This window comes from Mesorhizobium prunaredense (assembly GCF_900156895.1).
Classification (GTDB): domain Bacteria; phylum Pseudomonadota; class Alphaproteobacteria; order Rhizobiales; family Rhizobiaceae; genus Mesorhizobium; species Mesorhizobium prunaredense.
Genome location: NZ_FTPD01000009.1, coordinates 34,766 through 48,468 on the forward strand (window position 1 = coordinate 34,766; position 13,703 = coordinate 48,468).

Genomic DNA, 13,703 nt, shown 5'->3' on the forward strand with positions numbered 1-13,703 from the left:
TGTCAGGGAAGATAGGCCGGATGCGCCAGGCGGTCAAAGCGGCGTGGCGTCACGCGAGGCGGAACGCCGCAGGACTGCGGCAGCAGTGGATGCGCCGATGTTCAGAACTGTCAGGAGTGCCATTGACTTCCGGCTGCGCGCACCGACATTCAGCGGACTAAAATCAACAGACCTCCTTTCAAGCAGCCGTTTTTCAGCCATGCCATCGATCATTTCCATTTCCGGGGTCACCAAGACCTACGCCACCGGTTTCAAAGCGCTGAAGGAGATCAACCTCGATATCGAGCGCGGCGAGATTTTTGCGCTGCTCGGGCCGAACGGCGCCGGCAAGACGACGCTGATCTCGATCGTCTGCGGAATCGTCAACCGCTCGTCGGGCACGGTCAGCGTGGACGGCCACGACATCAGCCGGGATTATCGTGCCGCACGCAGCCTCATCGGGCTGGTGCCGCAGGAACTGACCATCGACGCGTTCGAGAGCGTGTGGGCGACGGTCAACTACAGCCGCGGCCTGTTCGGCAAGCCGGCCAACCACGCCTTCGTCGAGAAAGTGCTGCGCGACCTGTCGTTGTGGGACAAGAAGGACGCCAAGGCGATCACCCTGTCCGGCGGCATGAAGCGGCGGCTGATGATCGCCAAGGCGCTGTCGCACGAACCGAGGGTGCTGTTCCTCGACGAGCCGACAGCCGGCGTCGACGTCGAGCTGCGTCAGGACATGTGGGCGATGGTGCGCCGGCTGCGCGAGGATGGCGTCACCATCATCCTGACCACGCACTATATCGAGGAGGCCGAGGCGATGGCCGACCGCGTCGGCGTCATCAATCGCGGTGAGATCGTGCTGGTTGAGGACAAGGTGCAACTGATGCGCACGCTCGGCCGCAAGCGGCTGTTGCTGGAATTGCGCAGTCCGCTCGCCACCATACCCGAGACGTTGTCGCGCTACGCGCTGGAGCTTTCGCCGGACGGTGATCGACTGACCTACACCTATGACAACCAGAGCGAACGGCCGGGCGTCGCCTCGCTGCTCCGCGACCTTGAGACGGCCGGCGTCCAGTTCCGCGATATCGACACGCAAAACAGCTCGCTCGAGGAGATCTTCGTCAACCTGGTGAGGAAGGGCGCATGAACCCGCGAGCAGTCTGGGCGATCTACAAGATGGAGATGGCGCGCGCTTTTCGGACCGTGCTGCAGAGCATCGTCTCGCCGGTCATCTCGACATCGCTCTATTTCGTCGTCTTCGGCTCGGCCATCGGCTCGCGCATCACCGAGATCGACGGCATCAGCTACGGCGCCTTTATCGTGCCGGGGCTGATCATGCTGTCGCTGCTGACGCAGTCGATCTCCAACGCCTCCTTCGCCATCTATTTCCCGAAATTTGTCGGCTCGATCTACGAGCTGCTGTCGGCGCCGGTGTCCTATCTGGAGATCATCATCGCTTATGTCGGGGGCGCGGCGACCAAGTCGATCATACTCGGCCTGATCATCCTGGGGACCGCGTCGCTGTTCGTACCGCTGACCATCGAGCATCCGTTCTGGATGCTCTCCTTCCTGGTGCTGACGGCGGTGACCTTCAGCCTGTTCGGGTTCATCATCGGCATCTGGGCGAAGAGCTTCGAGCAGTTGCAGCTGGTGCCGCTGCTGATCATCACGCCGCTTACCTTCCTTGGCGGCAGCTTCTATTCGATCGACATGCTGCCCGGCACCTGGCGCACGGTGACGCTGTTCAACCCTGTCCTTTATCTGGTCAGCGGCTTTCGCTGGAGTTTCTACGGCAAGTCCGACGTCTCGATCGGCATCAGCCTCGGCATGACCGTGGTTTTCCTGCTTATCTGCATAGCGATCGTCGCGTGGATCTTCAGGACCGGCTACCGGCTGCGGAACTGACCGACTTACAGAACGCTGAGCAATCGGGCATGGAACATGAAAGAAGGGGCTTCGGTCGCGCCGAAACCCCTTCTTCACAATCTATCGGCCTGGACCACCCTGGAGCGAGATGACCTAGACCGCGATCTTGCCACCGCCCTGTTTGGTGATGGCGACGACCGACGGCCGCACCGGCATGTCGGGCTTGAAGTCGGGCCAGCGGGTCGATAGGTCCTCATAGTAGGAGGGACGGCCAAAAGCCTCCCAGTCCTCGCCGCCATCGGCCGGATGCTGGACCGCGACGAAGGCGGTCTGGTCGTCGGGCGTGAACAGCGGACCGCAGAGTTCGGCGCCGATCGGCACGCGGAAGAACAGCTTCGAGGTCGCCCGCGCGTCGCCTTCGGTGTCGACCGCCCACAGGCCATCGGTGCGGCCGGTCGCCTTCGGGCCCTGGCCGTCGGTCGAGACCCAGAGCCGGCCGGCCGCATCGATGGCGCAATTGTCAGGCATGCCGAACCAGCCATTGGCGGTCGTTGCGGTCGAGAAAGTAGCGCCGACTTCGGCCACCGAGGGATCGCCGCATTTCAACATGATTTCCCACTTGCCCTTGGTGGCAGTGAAATCGCCACCGTCCTCGACAATCTCGACGATGTGGCCGAAGGCGTTTTCGGCGCGCGGGTTGGCGGCGTCGACCTGCTCCGTCTTGCGCTTCGAATTGTTGGTCAGCATGACGTAGACCTTGCCGGTCGTCGGGTTGGGCTGAATATCCTCGGGGCGGTCCATCTTGGTGGCGCCGAGAAGATCGGCGGCAAGCCTTGTCCCGATCAGCACGTCGGCCTGGCTGGCAAAGCCGTTTTCGGCGGTCAACGGGCCCTGGCCGTGAACCAGCGGCAGCCATTCCAGGGTACCGTCTTCGGCGAATTTGGCGACGTAGAGCGTGCCGTCGTCGAGAAGATCCATGTTGGCGGCGCGGTCCTCGGCGTTGAACTTGCCGGCCGTGACGAATTTGTAGACATAGTCGAAGCGCTCGTCGTCGCCGAGATAGAAGACGACGCGGCCATCCTCGGCGACGATCGATTCAGCGCCCTCATGCTTGAAGCGGCCCATGGCAGTGCGCTTCCTCGGCACCGAGGTCGGATCGTTGACGTCGACCTCAACAACCCAGCCGAAGCGATTCGGCTCGTTCGGCTCCTTGCCGATGTCGAAGCGGTCGTAATGGGCAGCCCATTCATAGGAGCCTTCGGGAATCCCCAGGCGCTTGTAGTTGGCGGCTTCCTTGTGGCCTTCCTGCAGCTCGCCCGAGAAATAGCCGTGTATGTTTTCCTCGGCCATGACGTAGGTGCCCCAGGGCGTGACGCCGCCGGCACAATTGTTGATGGTGCCGAAGACCTTCGTGCCGGTCGGATCGGCACTGGTCTTGACCCGGTCGTGGCCGGCGACGGGGCCGGACAGTGCCATCTCGGTGTTGGCGGTGATGCGGCGATTGAGCTTGCCGTCGCGCACCACCTGCCATTTGCCCGCTTCCTTGCGGATCTCGACGACGGTGCCGCCGTGTGCCGCCATCTCGACATCGACCTGATCCTTGCTGAGCGGTGCGACTTCGAGCTCTTTCTTGCCGTCCTTCTCGACGACTTTGACAATGCCCGGGAACATCAGATGCGGATTGGTGTATTCGTGGTTGACCACGAGCAGGCCGTGCTCGGCCGAGCCGTCGATCGGGATATAGCCGACATAGTCATTGTTGTAGCCGAACAGCTTTGCCTGAGCTTCGGCCGACTGCTTCGTCGGATCGAACTCCGGCGAGTCGGCAAACAGCGGATCGCCCCAGCGCAGCAGTACGTCAGCATCATAACCAGGTGCCACGTGATGCTTGTCGTCGATGCCGGCTTCGAGCTCATCGAAGGTGAAGGCTGAGCCGCCGCCGGCGCGGGCATTGTCGGCGGTGATCAGCGCCAGCGGGCTGACGGTGGCGGCGATGGCCGAGACGGCCAGCGATCCCTTAAGGAAGCCGCGGCGCGAAAACCGCGCGGCGATGATCTCGCCCATGGTGCGGTTGTCGGTGAGATTGGTGGCCGGGCCGTCGTTTTCCTCGAGCAGGCTGGTGCGGAATCGGGTGTCGGGGGAGCGATGTTCGGTCATGGGCTGCCTCTGGCTTCTTGGAGTGGCTGGAGCATTTTACTTGATTGACCCCGTATAGGCGGCAGATCACAGAATGATGACGCGCCGGCTAATTTTCGCTCTGATTTTCGTGTCCCCGGTCAGCCCGGCTTGACCGCGGCCGATGCTTCGGAAACAAGGTCTGCAACATGCGCGGGAAGGGCCGCATCGAGAGGGGCAAAAAAGTGAGTTTCTGGGGACTGGGGCAGCTCGGCATTTCGACGGTGATCTTCCTGCTGGCGGCGACGGCGGCCAAGCAATGGGGACTGGCGCCGAGCCTCGGCAAGATCGTTCTGACTCTGGCGCTCTATTCGCTGGGCAATCTGATCATGCTGAGGCTGATCCGTGAATTCGGCATGTCGGTGTCGTTCAGCCTGTCGGCGGTGATCCAACTGGTGTCGGTGAACGTAGTGGCACTGGTGTTCTTCGGCGAGCGCGTCAATTCGTTGCAGGCGACCGGCATCGTGCTCGCCGTCGCAGCGGTGGCGCTGATCACGCTCGGACCCTATCTGCAAAAACTGTAGTTGCGCATGACCCCGAAAATCGGAATCGATTTTCGGAAAGGATCATGCGCCAAATCAAAGTGCCACAGCGTCCTTTGCGCGTCCAAAAGGACGCGCGGCGCTGTAGGACGATTGGCCCGATGAAGAATACCGCAAACAAGCTGCTCAACTGGATCGAGTTCCCGGTGCTGCTGGCCGGACTGGTCATCGCCGGCGGACTGTGGGGGTTCGAGGAACTGATGGAGGTGGCGCGAGACACCACGCCGCACGCCTTCGACACGGAAATCATGCTCGCCTTCCGTGAAGCGGGCCAGCCCGACAATCCGATCGGACCGCCATGGCTGGAAGGGGCGATGCGCGACATTACCAGCCTCGGCAGCGCTATCGTGCTCGGGCTGATCACAGTGGCGGTGATCGTCTATCTGCTGCTGATCCACAAGCCGGGAGCAGCGTTTCTGGTCTTCATCGCGGTGGCTGGCGGGCAGGCCCTGTCGAGCACGCTGAAGCTCGGAATCGATCGGCCGCGCCCCGACCTGGTCTCGCATCTCGCCGACGTGGCGACGCTTTCGTTTCCAAGCGGCCATGCGATGCTGTCGGCGGTGACATATTTGACGCTGGGCAGCATGGCGTCGCGTTTCCTGCCTGGGCGAACGACCAGGATATATGTGCTGGCACTTGCCGTGCTGACAACACTGCTGGTCGGCATCAGCCGCGTCTATCTCGGCGTTCATTGGCCATCGGACGTGCTGGCCGGCTGGTGCGCCGGCTTCGCCTGGGCGATGCTGTGCTGGCTGGTCGCATGGGCGTTCCAGCGATGGCGCGGGCAGACCGCCGGCGCCTGAACCGTCTGTTCCGAACGACGATTCGCCTAATCTCCTCAACGTTGCGGCGGCTGGGGCGTGCTGGTCCAGCAGGCGCAGGCTCGCCAGGGATGCAACCGGCCGTGTGCATGTCTGACATGTGCATGTTGATGCTTGAACCATCACAATGATGGTATTATACATGGGAATGCAGACTCAGACGGAGGTTTTTAGCCGATGATCACTGCCGCGCAGATGCGCGCCGCAAGGGCGCTGGCCGGCATCGATCAGAAGACGCTCGCCGAGCGCGCCGGGGTTTCGCTTCCAACCATTCAGCGCATGGAAGCGAGCGACGGCGTGGTCAGGGGCGTGGTCGATACGCTGATGAAGGTCGTCCAGGCCCTCGACGAGGCCGGCGTGGAGCTGATCGGCGAGAACCAGGCCAGCGAGCGCGGCGGCAGGGGGGTGCGCCTCAAGCCGGTCGTGCCGCAGAACCCGCCAGGCTGAGTCGACAGAGTCGCGACGGCGACCGCCGACAGTCCTGCCGACGATCCCGCCGCCTGCTTGGTTTTATGCGTGGCCGCTGTGCACTTTTTGGCGGTATGCATCAGGAGCGGAAGGCAGTCCATGGATCGAACCCAGCGGGCAATTCATCAACCGGCGCAGCCGACATTTTCCGAACTGTTCACGCCGAAGCTGGCGACGGTGCTGCGCGAGGGCTACACATCCGAGCACTTCAAGGCCGATGCCATCGCCGGACTGACCGTGGCCATCGTGGCGCTGCCGCTGTCGATGGCGATCGCGATCGCGTCGGGCGTGTCTCCGGAGCGCGGGCTCTACACCTCCATCATTGGCGGTTTCCTGGTCTCGGCGCTGGGCGGCAGCCGTTTCCAGATCGGCGGGCCGGCGGGCGCCTTTATCGTGCTGATGGCGGCAACCGTGGCACGGGTTGGCGTCGACGGCTTGCTGCTGGCGACGATGATGGCCGGCGTCTTGCTGCTCGTAATCGGCTACCTCAGGCTTGGCACCTACATCAAGTTCATTCCCTATCCGGTGACCGTCGGCTTCACCGCCGGCATCGCCATCATCATCTTCTCCGGCCAGATCGTCGAGTTGTTCGGGCTAAAACTCGCCGGCAAAGAACCTGGACCGTTGGTGCCGAAGCTGATGGCGATCGGCGAGGCGGCCGGCACGATCAATCTCGCCGCCACCTTCGTCGCTCTGCTGACCATCGTCGCCATTGCCCTGATGAAACGGTGGCGGCCGAAATGGCCAGCCATGCTGATCGCGATCAGTCTGACGTCGCTTGTCGTGGCGCTGTTTTCGCTGCCTGCCGAAACGATCGGCACGCGCTTCGGCGGCATCCCGCGCAGCCTGCAAATGCCGGCCTTTCCGCCGATCAGCTTCGACAGGATGATCGACGTCCTGCCAGACGCCCTAGCCTTTGCGCTGCTCGGCGCAATCGAATCGCTGCTGTCGGCGGTGGTCGCCGACGGCATGACAGGAAGGCGGCACCGCTCCAACTGCGAACTCGTGGCGCAAGGCTTCGCCAACATCGCGTCCGCCCTGTTCGGCGGCATCTGCACCACCGGCACCATAGCCCGCACGGCGACCAATGTGCGGGCCGGTGCGCATGGACCGGTTTCGGGCATGATCCACTCGGCCCTCCTGCTTGCCCTGATGCTGGTGGCGGCGCCGCTGGCCAGCTACATCCCGCTTGCAGCCCTTGCCGGCGTGCTGGCAGTGGTGTGCTGGAACATGTTCGAGAAGCAGGCCTTTGCCACGCTGCTGCGTGCCTCGCGCGGCGACGCGCTGGTGCTGATGGCGACCTTCCTGATCGTCATCTTCCGCGATCTTACCGAAGGCATCGTCGTCGGCTTCGCGTTGGGCTCGATCCTGTTCATCGACCGCATGGCCAAGAGCATTGCGGTTGAGCCGGATCAGGGACTCGTGCAGGACGATGTCGCCGACAGAACCGGCGCCGACAGCGCATACGATTCAAGCGAAGCCAGCGATGCCGACACCGTCGTCTACCGGATTTCCGGCGCCTTCTTCTTCGGCGCCGCCTCGACCGTCGCCACGGTGCTGGACCGCATCGCCGACCAGCGCAAGAACTTCATCCTCGACTGCTCGGCCGTGCCGTTCTTCGATTCAACGGCGGCCAACGTCATCGAGAGCGCTGCCCACAAGGCGAGGCGCGCCGGCGTGCGCTTCATCATATCAGGCGCTTCGCCGCAGACACGCCGCATGCTGATCAACCACGGCGTCAAACGGCCGCTGGTGACATACGCCGCCTCGATCAGGGACGCGCGAGCGCAGTTGAAGAATGCCGCGCCGGGAGAGGTCTAAACCTCTCCTCATGGTCAGCGATGTCGGACGGATACCGACGCAAGCGTCAGGCAGCGGCGCCAGGCGCGCCGGCGTCTTCGTCCGGCGCGGCGGCCAGATCGGCGCGCGCCTTGCGCGCGAGTTTTTTTGTCGAGCGCCTGGGCCTGTCGCCGAACAGATCGGCTGCCGCCGCGAGACAGGTCTTTTTCAGGCTTTTCTCCGAGCGCGTCAACAGCTTGCTCAGCAGTCGCGTTTCCTGAGGAGAGCCGAGCGGCCGGTCGTGGGCCTCGAGAAGCGTGCGCAAGACGAATACATCATGCAGTTCGCCCAGCTTTTCGCCGAGTTCGTCGACCGCCTTGCGGCGGGCCTTGATCGGCGTCGGCCACAGCCTTCCAAGCAGCGACAGATGCATGCCGTGAGTCTTTGCCGCCTTGCGCAGATCGTGGAAATCGTCGGCGTCACCGCGGGAGCCCGCCTTGTCCAGCGCCTTTCTGGCGCGACGCAGAGTGATGCGGGCGCCTTCGGCAAGCACATCGGCGGCCTGTTCGGGCAGGTCGGGCAAGGCTAACGTATCGATGCGGCTGATGCCGTCCTCGCAAGCGGCAGTCGCGGCAGCTATCGCGCCACCGAGGCCAGCTCCACCATGCAATTCGTGATGGCGCGCCACCAGCGTGTCGCGAACGGCATCGAGACCGCCGCCAGCGCTTTGCTCGGGAAAGTTTTTTGCCAGCCGGTCGATGGTTTCAACCAGCGCGGTCGCCTCGCGCGGTTCGGCAAGCAGGGCAGCCACCTCTCGGTAGCATTGGTTCTCGGTACTGCAAAATGTTTCGTCTCCGGGGCGGACCAGGCGCAGCAAGGCACGTATCTTCTTCAGCCGCCTGCGGCATTTGTGCAGCGCCTGCTCCGGCCTGTCATGCGCCGCGTCCAGATGGACGAGCGCCTTGCCGACCTCCTCAGCGAGGATGCGCCTGACCTCGCCAGTCAACGGCAGGCGCGGATCGATGCGATAGCTCATGCGGCGATCTCCGGAATCCCTTCGAGGGCCAGCGACGCGTTGTAGAACCTGTGCTCGCCGGTGACTTCGCGGCCGAGCCAATCTGGCAGCATTTCGTCCTGCACGTCCTGCGGCGTCTCAAGCTCGGCGACCACCAGGCCGCTAAGCATCCCGCCGAAGACATCGACTTCATAGAGATGGCCGCGGTGCCTAACATGGTGACGTGTCTTCTCGATGACACGTCCGATGGCGAAGGCCAGCATCTCTTCCGCCTCCGCCAGAGCAATTGGATATTCGAATTCGTCGCGTTCGCGGGCCTTGTTGCCGAATTTGAGCGTCAGCTTTGCCGAGGCGCCGTCGCTTATGCGCACGCGGACCGAGCGGTCGGGCGCGGCAACGAGATAGAACTGGCGAATGCGGATGTCCGCTTCGACCAGACCCCGCCAGCCATCGCCGGAGACCAGGAACTTGCGCTCGATTTCCTTGACCATGGCTCCGCACTAAAGCGCGTGCGGCTGGAGATGGCAAGGTGGAGATCGGCAGGTGGAGATCGGCATGGCTTGACTTTAATCATTCGATTGATTAAATTGCGGACCATGAGCAAACCGACAAACGCCAAAATTCAGCGAGGCGAGGCATCCCCCGCCGAGATGACGCGCGCGGCACTTGTTCGCGCAGCGCTGAAGCTGTTCGGACGCCAGGGTTTCGACGGCACCTCGACGCGCGAGATCGCGGCTGAGGCCAGGGCCAATATCGGCTCGATCGCCTATCATTTCGGCGGCAAGGAAGGGCTTCGTAACGCTGCGGCCGACTTTATCGTCGACACCATCCAGACCATTGCCGGCCAGGCGATCGGCAATCCGCAGGGGCCAAGCGATTCAGAAAAGGACGACCCCGAAGCGGCGCGGGCACAACTGTTCACAGCGCTGGAGCGGATGGTGGCTTTCATCGTGGCAAGGCCGGAGGCCGGCGAGATCGTGCAGTTCGTCCTGCGTGAGCTGTCGCATCCGACGGCGGCACTCGACCGCATCTATGACGGTGTGTTCGAGCCGACGCATCGCCGGCTCTGCCTGATCTGGGAACAGGCAACGGGCGAGCCGGCCGAAAGCGAGGCTACCCGACTCACCGTGTTCACGCTGATCGGCCAGGTCGTCTATTTCCGCATCGGCCGCGAGGCGGTGATGCGCCGCATGGGCTGGCGCGCGATCGGCGACGCCGAGGCCACCAAGATCGCGGCGGCAGTGACGGACAATCTCAGCGCGATTTTGGCTCGGCGTCATTTATCCGACCGGAAGGATCGTAGGTCATGAGTTTCCTCTGTTCTGTGCCGCTCGCCGCCCTGCTTTTCAGCGCCTGCGCACCGGCGGCGCCGCTCGCCGTCGGCTATGTCGAGGGCGACTATGTGCTGCTCGCGCCGATCGAGGTGGCGCAGGTCGAGACGATTTCGGTCAAGCGCGGCGATCGCGTCGCGCCGGGCACGCCGGTGGTGACGCTGGAGAGCGCCGACGCAAAAATAGCGGTCGCGCAAGCCGAGGCGGCCCTTGCCCAGGCCCAGGCGCAACTTGCCGACCTGCAGGTCGGCAAGCGGCCGGAAGAGATTGAGGTGCTCAAGGCGCAGGTCGACATGGCCAAGGCGCAAGCCGCCGACGCCAAACGCAGATACACCCGCGCCAGCGATTTGTTCAAACGCGGCACCGGCACCCAGGCCGATTATGATACGGCTTCCGCGTCGCTGGAAATTGCCAACGCGCAGCTCGGCCAGGCGGAAGCCAATCTCGCTGTCGGCGGCCTGCCGGCGCGGCCCGAGACGATCAAAGCCGCCGACAATCAGGTCAGGCAGGCGCAATCGGCGCTGGAGCAAGCGCGGTGGCGGCTGTCGAAGCGTGTGCTGGCGGCGCCTTCGCCCGGCCGCATCAACGATGTGATCCGCTATCCCGGCGACACCGCCGGGCCGACCGCGCCGGTCATTTCAATTCTGCCGGACGGCGCGGTGAAGCTCAGCGTCTATGTGCCGGAAAGCGCGTTCTCGTCGGTGGAAGTCGGCACGCTGCTCAACGTCCATTGCGACGGCTGCGGGCCGGACGTGAAGGCTCGCGTCAGCTATGTGTCGCCGGACCCGGAATTCACGCCGCCGGTGATCTACTCGCTCGAGACCCGGCAGAAGCTGGTCTATCTGGTCGAAGCGCGGCCGGAGGGCGACGCCGGCGCGCTGCAACCGGGGCAGATCGTCGATGTCGAACTGGCGGATATCGGCAAATGAACGTCATCGACGTCCACGGCCTGGTCAAGCGTTTTGGTGACAAGACCGTCGTCGACCATGTGACGATGACGGTGGCCGAGGGCGAGATCGTCGGCTTCCTCGGCCCCAACGGCTCGGGCAAGACGACGACCATCCGCATCATGTGCGGCCTGCTGACGCCGGATGAGGGCGAAGGCACGGTGCTCGGCTTCGACATCCGCACCGACAGTCTGAGGATCAAGCGCGAAGTCGGCTATATGACGCAGAAATTCTCGTTCTACGAGGATTTGACCATCGCCGAAAATCTGGAATTCGTAGCGCGGCTCTATGGGCTGAAGCCGCTCAACGAGCATGTGGCTAAGACGCTGGAGGATCTTGGCCTCACCTCGCGCAAGGACCAGTTGGCCGGCACGCTGTCCGGTGGCTGGAAGCAGCGGCTGGCACTGGCCGCCTGCATCATGCACAAGCCCAGATTGCTGCTGCTCGACGAGCCGACGGCGGGCGTCGATCCGAAGGCGCGGCGTGAATTCTGGGACGAAATCCATCGGCTGGTTAGCGGTGGGCTGACCGTGCTGGTTTCCACGCATTACATGGACGAGGCCGAGCGCTGCCACCGCATAGGCTACATCTCCTACGGCAGGATGCTGGCCACCGGCACGGTCGACGAGGTGGTCAGGAATGCCGGGCTGACGACCTTCGTCGTGCAGGGTCCGCGCCTCGACCAGGTCGCTGCCGCACTCAGCGGCCGGTCCGGTGTCGACCAGGTGGCGCCGTTTGGTGCGACGCTGCATGTCGTCGGTTCCGACAAGGCGGCGCTTCAGGCAGCCCTCGCCGATGTCGAGAAAGACCACAAGGGCGTCACGGTGACGCCGGGCGAGACCAGCCTGGAGGATGTGTTCATCCAGTTCATGTCCGGCTCGAAGGACAATATGGGATGAAAAACGGGATAAACAGCGTCTTTTCCTTCGCCAGGCTCGGTGCGTTGCTGATCAAGGAGTTCATCCAGATGCGGCGCGACCGCATCACCTTCGCCATGATGCTGGGCGTGCCGCTGATGCAGCTGGTGCTGTTTGGCTATGCCATCAACAACGATCCGAAGAGCCTGCCGGCAGCCTTGGTGGCGATGAGCAGCGATCCCTATACGCGAGCCATGGTTTCGGCACTGCAGACCACCGGCTACTACCGCTTCGACCATGTCGCGCAAAATGCCGCCGAGGCGGAATTCCTGATGGCGCGTGGCGACGTCGCCTTCGTCGTCACCATTCCCGCCGACTTTGCCCGGCGAGTCGAGCGCGGCGACCAGCCGCAAATCCTGATCGAGGCCGACGCGACCGACCCGGCAGTCGCCAGCGGCGCCATTTCGACGCTCGGCACCGTCGCCAACCAGGCGCTGCTCAGGGCGCGCGGCATGCAGGAGACGGCCGCCGAAGCTGCTCGAGGCCAGCTCGAAGTCGTTGTGCACCGACGCTACAATCCGGAAGGCATCTCGCAATACAACATCGTGCCCGGCCTGCTCGGCGTCATCCTGCAGATGACGATGGTGATGATGACCTCGATCGCGCTGACGCGCGAGACCGAGCGCGGCACGATGGAAAACCTTCTGGCGATGCCGTCCAGCCCGCTCGAAATCATGCTGGGCAAGGTGCTGCCCTATCTGGTGGTCGGCGCCGTGCAAGTGGCGGTGGTGCTGGCGGCGGCCAAGCTGCTGTTTGGAGTTCCCTTCACCGGGTCGTTGTCGCTGCTGCTTGCAGCGGTTCTGGTCTTCGTGCTGGCGCTGGTGCTGCTCGGCTACACCATCTCGACGATGGCGCGCACGCAGATGCAGGCACTGCAACTCACCTTCTTCTTCTTCCTGCCGTCGATCCTGTTGTCGGGTTTCATGTTCCCCTATCGCGGCATGCCTGGCTGGGCGCAGATCTTCGGCGAGATCCTGCCGCTGACGCATTTCCTGCGCATCATCCGCGCGGTGATGCTGAAGGGCGCCGACCTGCCGGCGGTCGCAGCCGAAATCGGCTGGCTGGTCGTGTTCGTGGCGCTGTTTGCCGGCGTGGCGCTGGTGCGGTTCCGCCGGACGCTGGATTAGGATCCAGCTCAAGCAGCATACGCAAATGGCCGAGATGTCCCCTTGGATGCATGACATTCGGATCGAGATTTTATGCGGGTCTGGCCTGATCCGGGACCGGCGGCAACTCAGGCGCATCCAGTCCTTTGAAGGGATCGCGCCAGGCGTCGATCTCTTCAAACTGGCGATACCAGCGACTGACCGAAGGATAATCGTCAAGCGGCAATCTGGCGACATCGTTGAATGGCAGAAACGTCGCCATTCGAAAATCGGCATAGGAAACCGAGTTTTCGACCAGCCAGTCTCGCTCGGAAAGCGCGGCCTCAAGTGTTGCAGCGGCCGTGCGAAAGTCTCTCAGCCCCTCCTCAACCCGGTGCTGATCGATCGGGCCAATCCCATAGCGCTGCTTGGTCCCGCGTTCGAAATGCACGACGTCGCAAGCTCTTGCGAAGTTCTCTTTGCCCCAACTGAGCCATCGGATCATCTCGGGTTCGTCGTCGCCGGTGCGCCAGAGATCCGAATGCGCGTCGCGTGAAAGCCGGCAGGCTATGGCGTCAGCCTCCCAGAGGCTGTTTCCCGAGCCTACCAGTATCGGCAATGAAAGATTGGGATTTAGCGGGCGATATCGCTCAGCCTGCCCGGGAGCGAAGGGCGATGCGAACTCAAACTCGACCTTTGCCTCGAGATAACGTGCCACGGCGACCGCGAGGCGAGGATTGGGATTGCGGCTGAAGAGCAGTTTCATTCCGTGTCACCT

Annotated in this window: 15 protein-coding genes; 10 read left to right on the forward strand and 5 right to left on the reverse strand. The window is 63.4% G+C overall.

The genetic code is table 11. From position 1 onward, the window contains the following. Positions 1-33: 33 nt before the first annotated feature. The gene (locus tag BQ8794_RS34515; RefSeq protein WP_143744499.1) at positions 34-213 is read right to left on the reverse strand and encodes a hypothetical protein; all 180 of its coding nucleotides are present in this window, start codon (positions 211-213) and stop codon (positions 34-36) included. Between BQ8794_RS34515 and BQ8794_RS08940 the strand changes: the two genes are divergently transcribed. After that, positions 200-1,126, forward strand: a complete 927-nt coding sequence (locus BQ8794_RS08940; protein WP_077375821.1) for an ABC transporter ATP-binding protein — start codon at positions 200-202, stop codon at positions 1,124-1,126. The genes BQ8794_RS34515 and BQ8794_RS08940 overlap by 14 nt on opposite strands. Next, a complete protein-coding gene (locus tag BQ8794_RS08945; RefSeq protein ID WP_077375824.1) occupies positions 1,123-1,884 on the forward strand; it encodes an ABC transporter permease in 762 nt (253 codons plus the stop codon). The genes BQ8794_RS08940 and BQ8794_RS08945 overlap by 4 nt, the downstream gene beginning before the upstream one ends. A 114-nt stretch (positions 1,885-1,998) precedes the next feature. Here the strand turns inward: BQ8794_RS08945 and BQ8794_RS08950 are convergent, their stop codons facing one another. Further along, positions 1,999-4,002, reverse strand: a complete 2,004-nt coding sequence (locus BQ8794_RS08950) for a PhoX family protein (RefSeq protein ID WP_077375828.1) — start codon at positions 4,000-4,002, stop codon at positions 1,999-2,001. Between the two features lie 203 nt (positions 4,003-4,205). Between BQ8794_RS08950 and BQ8794_RS08955 the strand changes: the two genes are divergently transcribed. The 4 genes from BQ8794_RS08955 to BQ8794_RS08970 all read left to right on the forward strand — a co-directional run bounded on the left by BQ8794_RS08955 (position 4,206) and on the right by BQ8794_RS08970 (position 7,672). Continuing rightward, on the forward strand, positions 4,206-4,544 hold the full coding sequence (locus tag BQ8794_RS08955; RefSeq protein ID WP_077376061.1) for a hypothetical protein: 339 nt from the start codon (positions 4,206-4,208) through the stop codon (positions 4,542-4,544). Between the two features lie 119 nt (positions 4,545-4,663). After that, positions 4,664-5,365 carry a phosphatase PAP2 family protein gene (locus BQ8794_RS08960; RefSeq protein WP_077375831.1) on the forward strand — a complete coding sequence of 234 codons (702 nt, stop codon included), beginning with the start codon at positions 4,664-4,666 and terminating at the stop codon, positions 5,363-5,365. Positions 5,366-5,560: 195 nt separating this feature from the next. Beyond that, the gene (locus BQ8794_RS08965) at positions 5,561-5,830 is read left to right on the forward strand and encodes a helix-turn-helix domain-containing protein (protein WP_077375834.1); all 270 of its coding nucleotides are present in this window, start codon (positions 5,561-5,563) and stop codon (positions 5,828-5,830) included. Between the two features lie 120 nt (positions 5,831-5,950). Further along, a complete protein-coding gene (locus BQ8794_RS08970) occupies positions 5,951-7,672 on the forward strand; it encodes a SulP family inorganic anion transporter (protein ID WP_077375837.1) in 1,722 nt (573 codons plus the stop codon). A gap of 46 nt (positions 7,673-7,718) precedes the next feature. Here the strand turns inward: BQ8794_RS08970 and BQ8794_RS08975 are convergent, their stop codons facing one another. Together BQ8794_RS08975 and BQ8794_RS08980 are read right to left on the reverse strand one after the other, a co-directional pair. After that, the gene (locus BQ8794_RS08975) at positions 7,719-8,666 is read right to left on the reverse strand and encodes a CHAD domain-containing protein (protein ID WP_077375840.1); all 948 of its coding nucleotides are present in this window, start codon (positions 8,664-8,666) and stop codon (positions 7,719-7,721) included. Next, on the reverse strand, positions 8,663-9,136 hold the full coding sequence (locus tag BQ8794_RS08980) for a CYTH domain-containing protein (RefSeq protein ID WP_077375842.1): 474 nt from the start codon (positions 9,134-9,136) through the stop codon (positions 8,663-8,665). The genes BQ8794_RS08975 and BQ8794_RS08980 overlap by 4 nt, the downstream gene beginning before the upstream one ends. A gap of 105 nt (positions 9,137-9,241) precedes the next feature. Here BQ8794_RS08980 and BQ8794_RS08985 point away from each other — a divergent pair, with 105 nt between their 5' ends. The 4 genes from BQ8794_RS08985 to BQ8794_RS09000 are packed head-to-tail and all read left to right on the forward strand — an operon-like array spanning position 9,242 to position 12,967. Then, complete coding sequence (locus tag BQ8794_RS08985; protein ID WP_077375845.1) at positions 9,242-9,955, forward strand: CerR family C-terminal domain-containing protein; 714 nt, start codon at positions 9,242-9,244, stop codon at positions 9,953-9,955. Further along, the gene (locus BQ8794_RS08990; protein WP_077375849.1) at positions 9,952-10,905 is read left to right on the forward strand and encodes an HlyD family secretion protein; all 954 of its coding nucleotides are present in this window, start codon (positions 9,952-9,954) and stop codon (positions 10,903-10,905) included. Before BQ8794_RS08985 ends, BQ8794_RS08990 begins: the two co-directional genes overlap by 4 nt. Further along, the gene (locus tag BQ8794_RS08995; RefSeq protein WP_077375851.1) at positions 10,902-11,822 is read left to right on the forward strand and encodes an ABC transporter ATP-binding protein; all 921 of its coding nucleotides are present in this window, start codon (positions 10,902-10,904) and stop codon (positions 11,820-11,822) included. The genes BQ8794_RS08990 and BQ8794_RS08995 overlap by 4 nt, the downstream gene beginning before the upstream one ends. A gap of 8 nt (positions 11,823-11,830) precedes the next feature. Then, entirely contained in the window at positions 11,831-12,967 is a 1,137-nt protein-coding gene (locus BQ8794_RS09000; protein WP_077376064.1) for an ABC transporter permease, read from the forward strand. A gap of 70 nt (positions 12,968-13,037) precedes the next feature. On the opposite strand, the gene BQ8794_RS09005 is transcribed toward BQ8794_RS09000, so the two are convergent. After that, the gene (locus BQ8794_RS09005; protein ID WP_077375854.1) at positions 13,038-13,691 is read right to left on the reverse strand and encodes a glutathione S-transferase family protein; all 654 of its coding nucleotides are present in this window, start codon (positions 13,689-13,691) and stop codon (positions 13,038-13,040) included. Between the last annotated feature and the right edge of the window lie 12 nt (positions 13,692-13,703).

What these genes read in the sequence shown, in the direction of transcription:
- BQ8794_RS08940 (WP_077375821.1), top strand. Translation starts at nt 200, where the DNA reads ATGCCATCGATCATTTCCATTTCCGGGGTCACCAAGACCTACGCCACC.
- BQ8794_RS34515 (WP_143744499.1), bottom strand. Translation starts at nt 213, where the DNA reads ATGATCGATGGCATGGCTGAAAAACGGCTGCTTGAAAGGAGGTCTGTT.
- BQ8794_RS08945 (WP_077375824.1), top strand. Translation starts at nt 1,123, where the DNA reads ATGAACCCGCGAGCAGTCTGGGCGATCTACAAGATGGAGATGGCGCGC.
- BQ8794_RS08950 (WP_077375828.1), bottom strand. Translation starts at nt 4,002, where the DNA reads ATGACCGAACATCGCTCCCCCGACACCCGATTCCGCACCAGCCTGCTC.
- BQ8794_RS08960 (WP_077375831.1), top strand. Translation starts at nt 4,664, where the DNA reads ATGAAGAATACCGCAAACAAGCTGCTCAACTGGATCGAGTTCCCGGTG.
- BQ8794_RS08965 (WP_077375834.1), top strand. Translation starts at nt 5,561, where the DNA reads ATGATCACTGCCGCGCAGATGCGCGCCGCAAGGGCGCTGGCCGGCATC.
- BQ8794_RS08970 (WP_077375837.1), top strand. Translation starts at nt 5,951, where the DNA reads ATGGATCGAACCCAGCGGGCAATTCATCAACCGGCGCAGCCGACATTT.
- BQ8794_RS08975 (WP_077375840.1), bottom strand. Translation starts at nt 8,666, where the DNA reads ATGAGCTATCGCATCGATCCGCGCCTGCCGTTGACTGGCGAGGTCAGG.
- BQ8794_RS08980 (WP_077375842.1), bottom strand. Translation starts at nt 9,136, where the DNA reads ATGGTCAAGGAAATCGAGCGCAAGTTCCTGGTCTCCGGCGATGGCTGG.
- BQ8794_RS08985 (WP_077375845.1), top strand. Translation starts at nt 9,242, where the DNA reads ATGAGCAAACCGACAAACGCCAAAATTCAGCGAGGCGAGGCATCCCCC.
- BQ8794_RS08990 (WP_077375849.1), top strand. Translation starts at nt 9,952, where the DNA reads ATGAGTTTCCTCTGTTCTGTGCCGCTCGCCGCCCTGCTTTTCAGCGCC.
- BQ8794_RS08995 (WP_077375851.1), top strand. Translation starts at nt 10,902, where the DNA reads ATGAACGTCATCGACGTCCACGGCCTGGTCAAGCGTTTTGGTGACAAG.
- BQ8794_RS09005 (WP_077375854.1), bottom strand. Translation starts at nt 13,691, where the DNA reads ATGAAACTGCTCTTCAGCCGCAATCCCAATCCTCGCCTCGCGGTCGCC.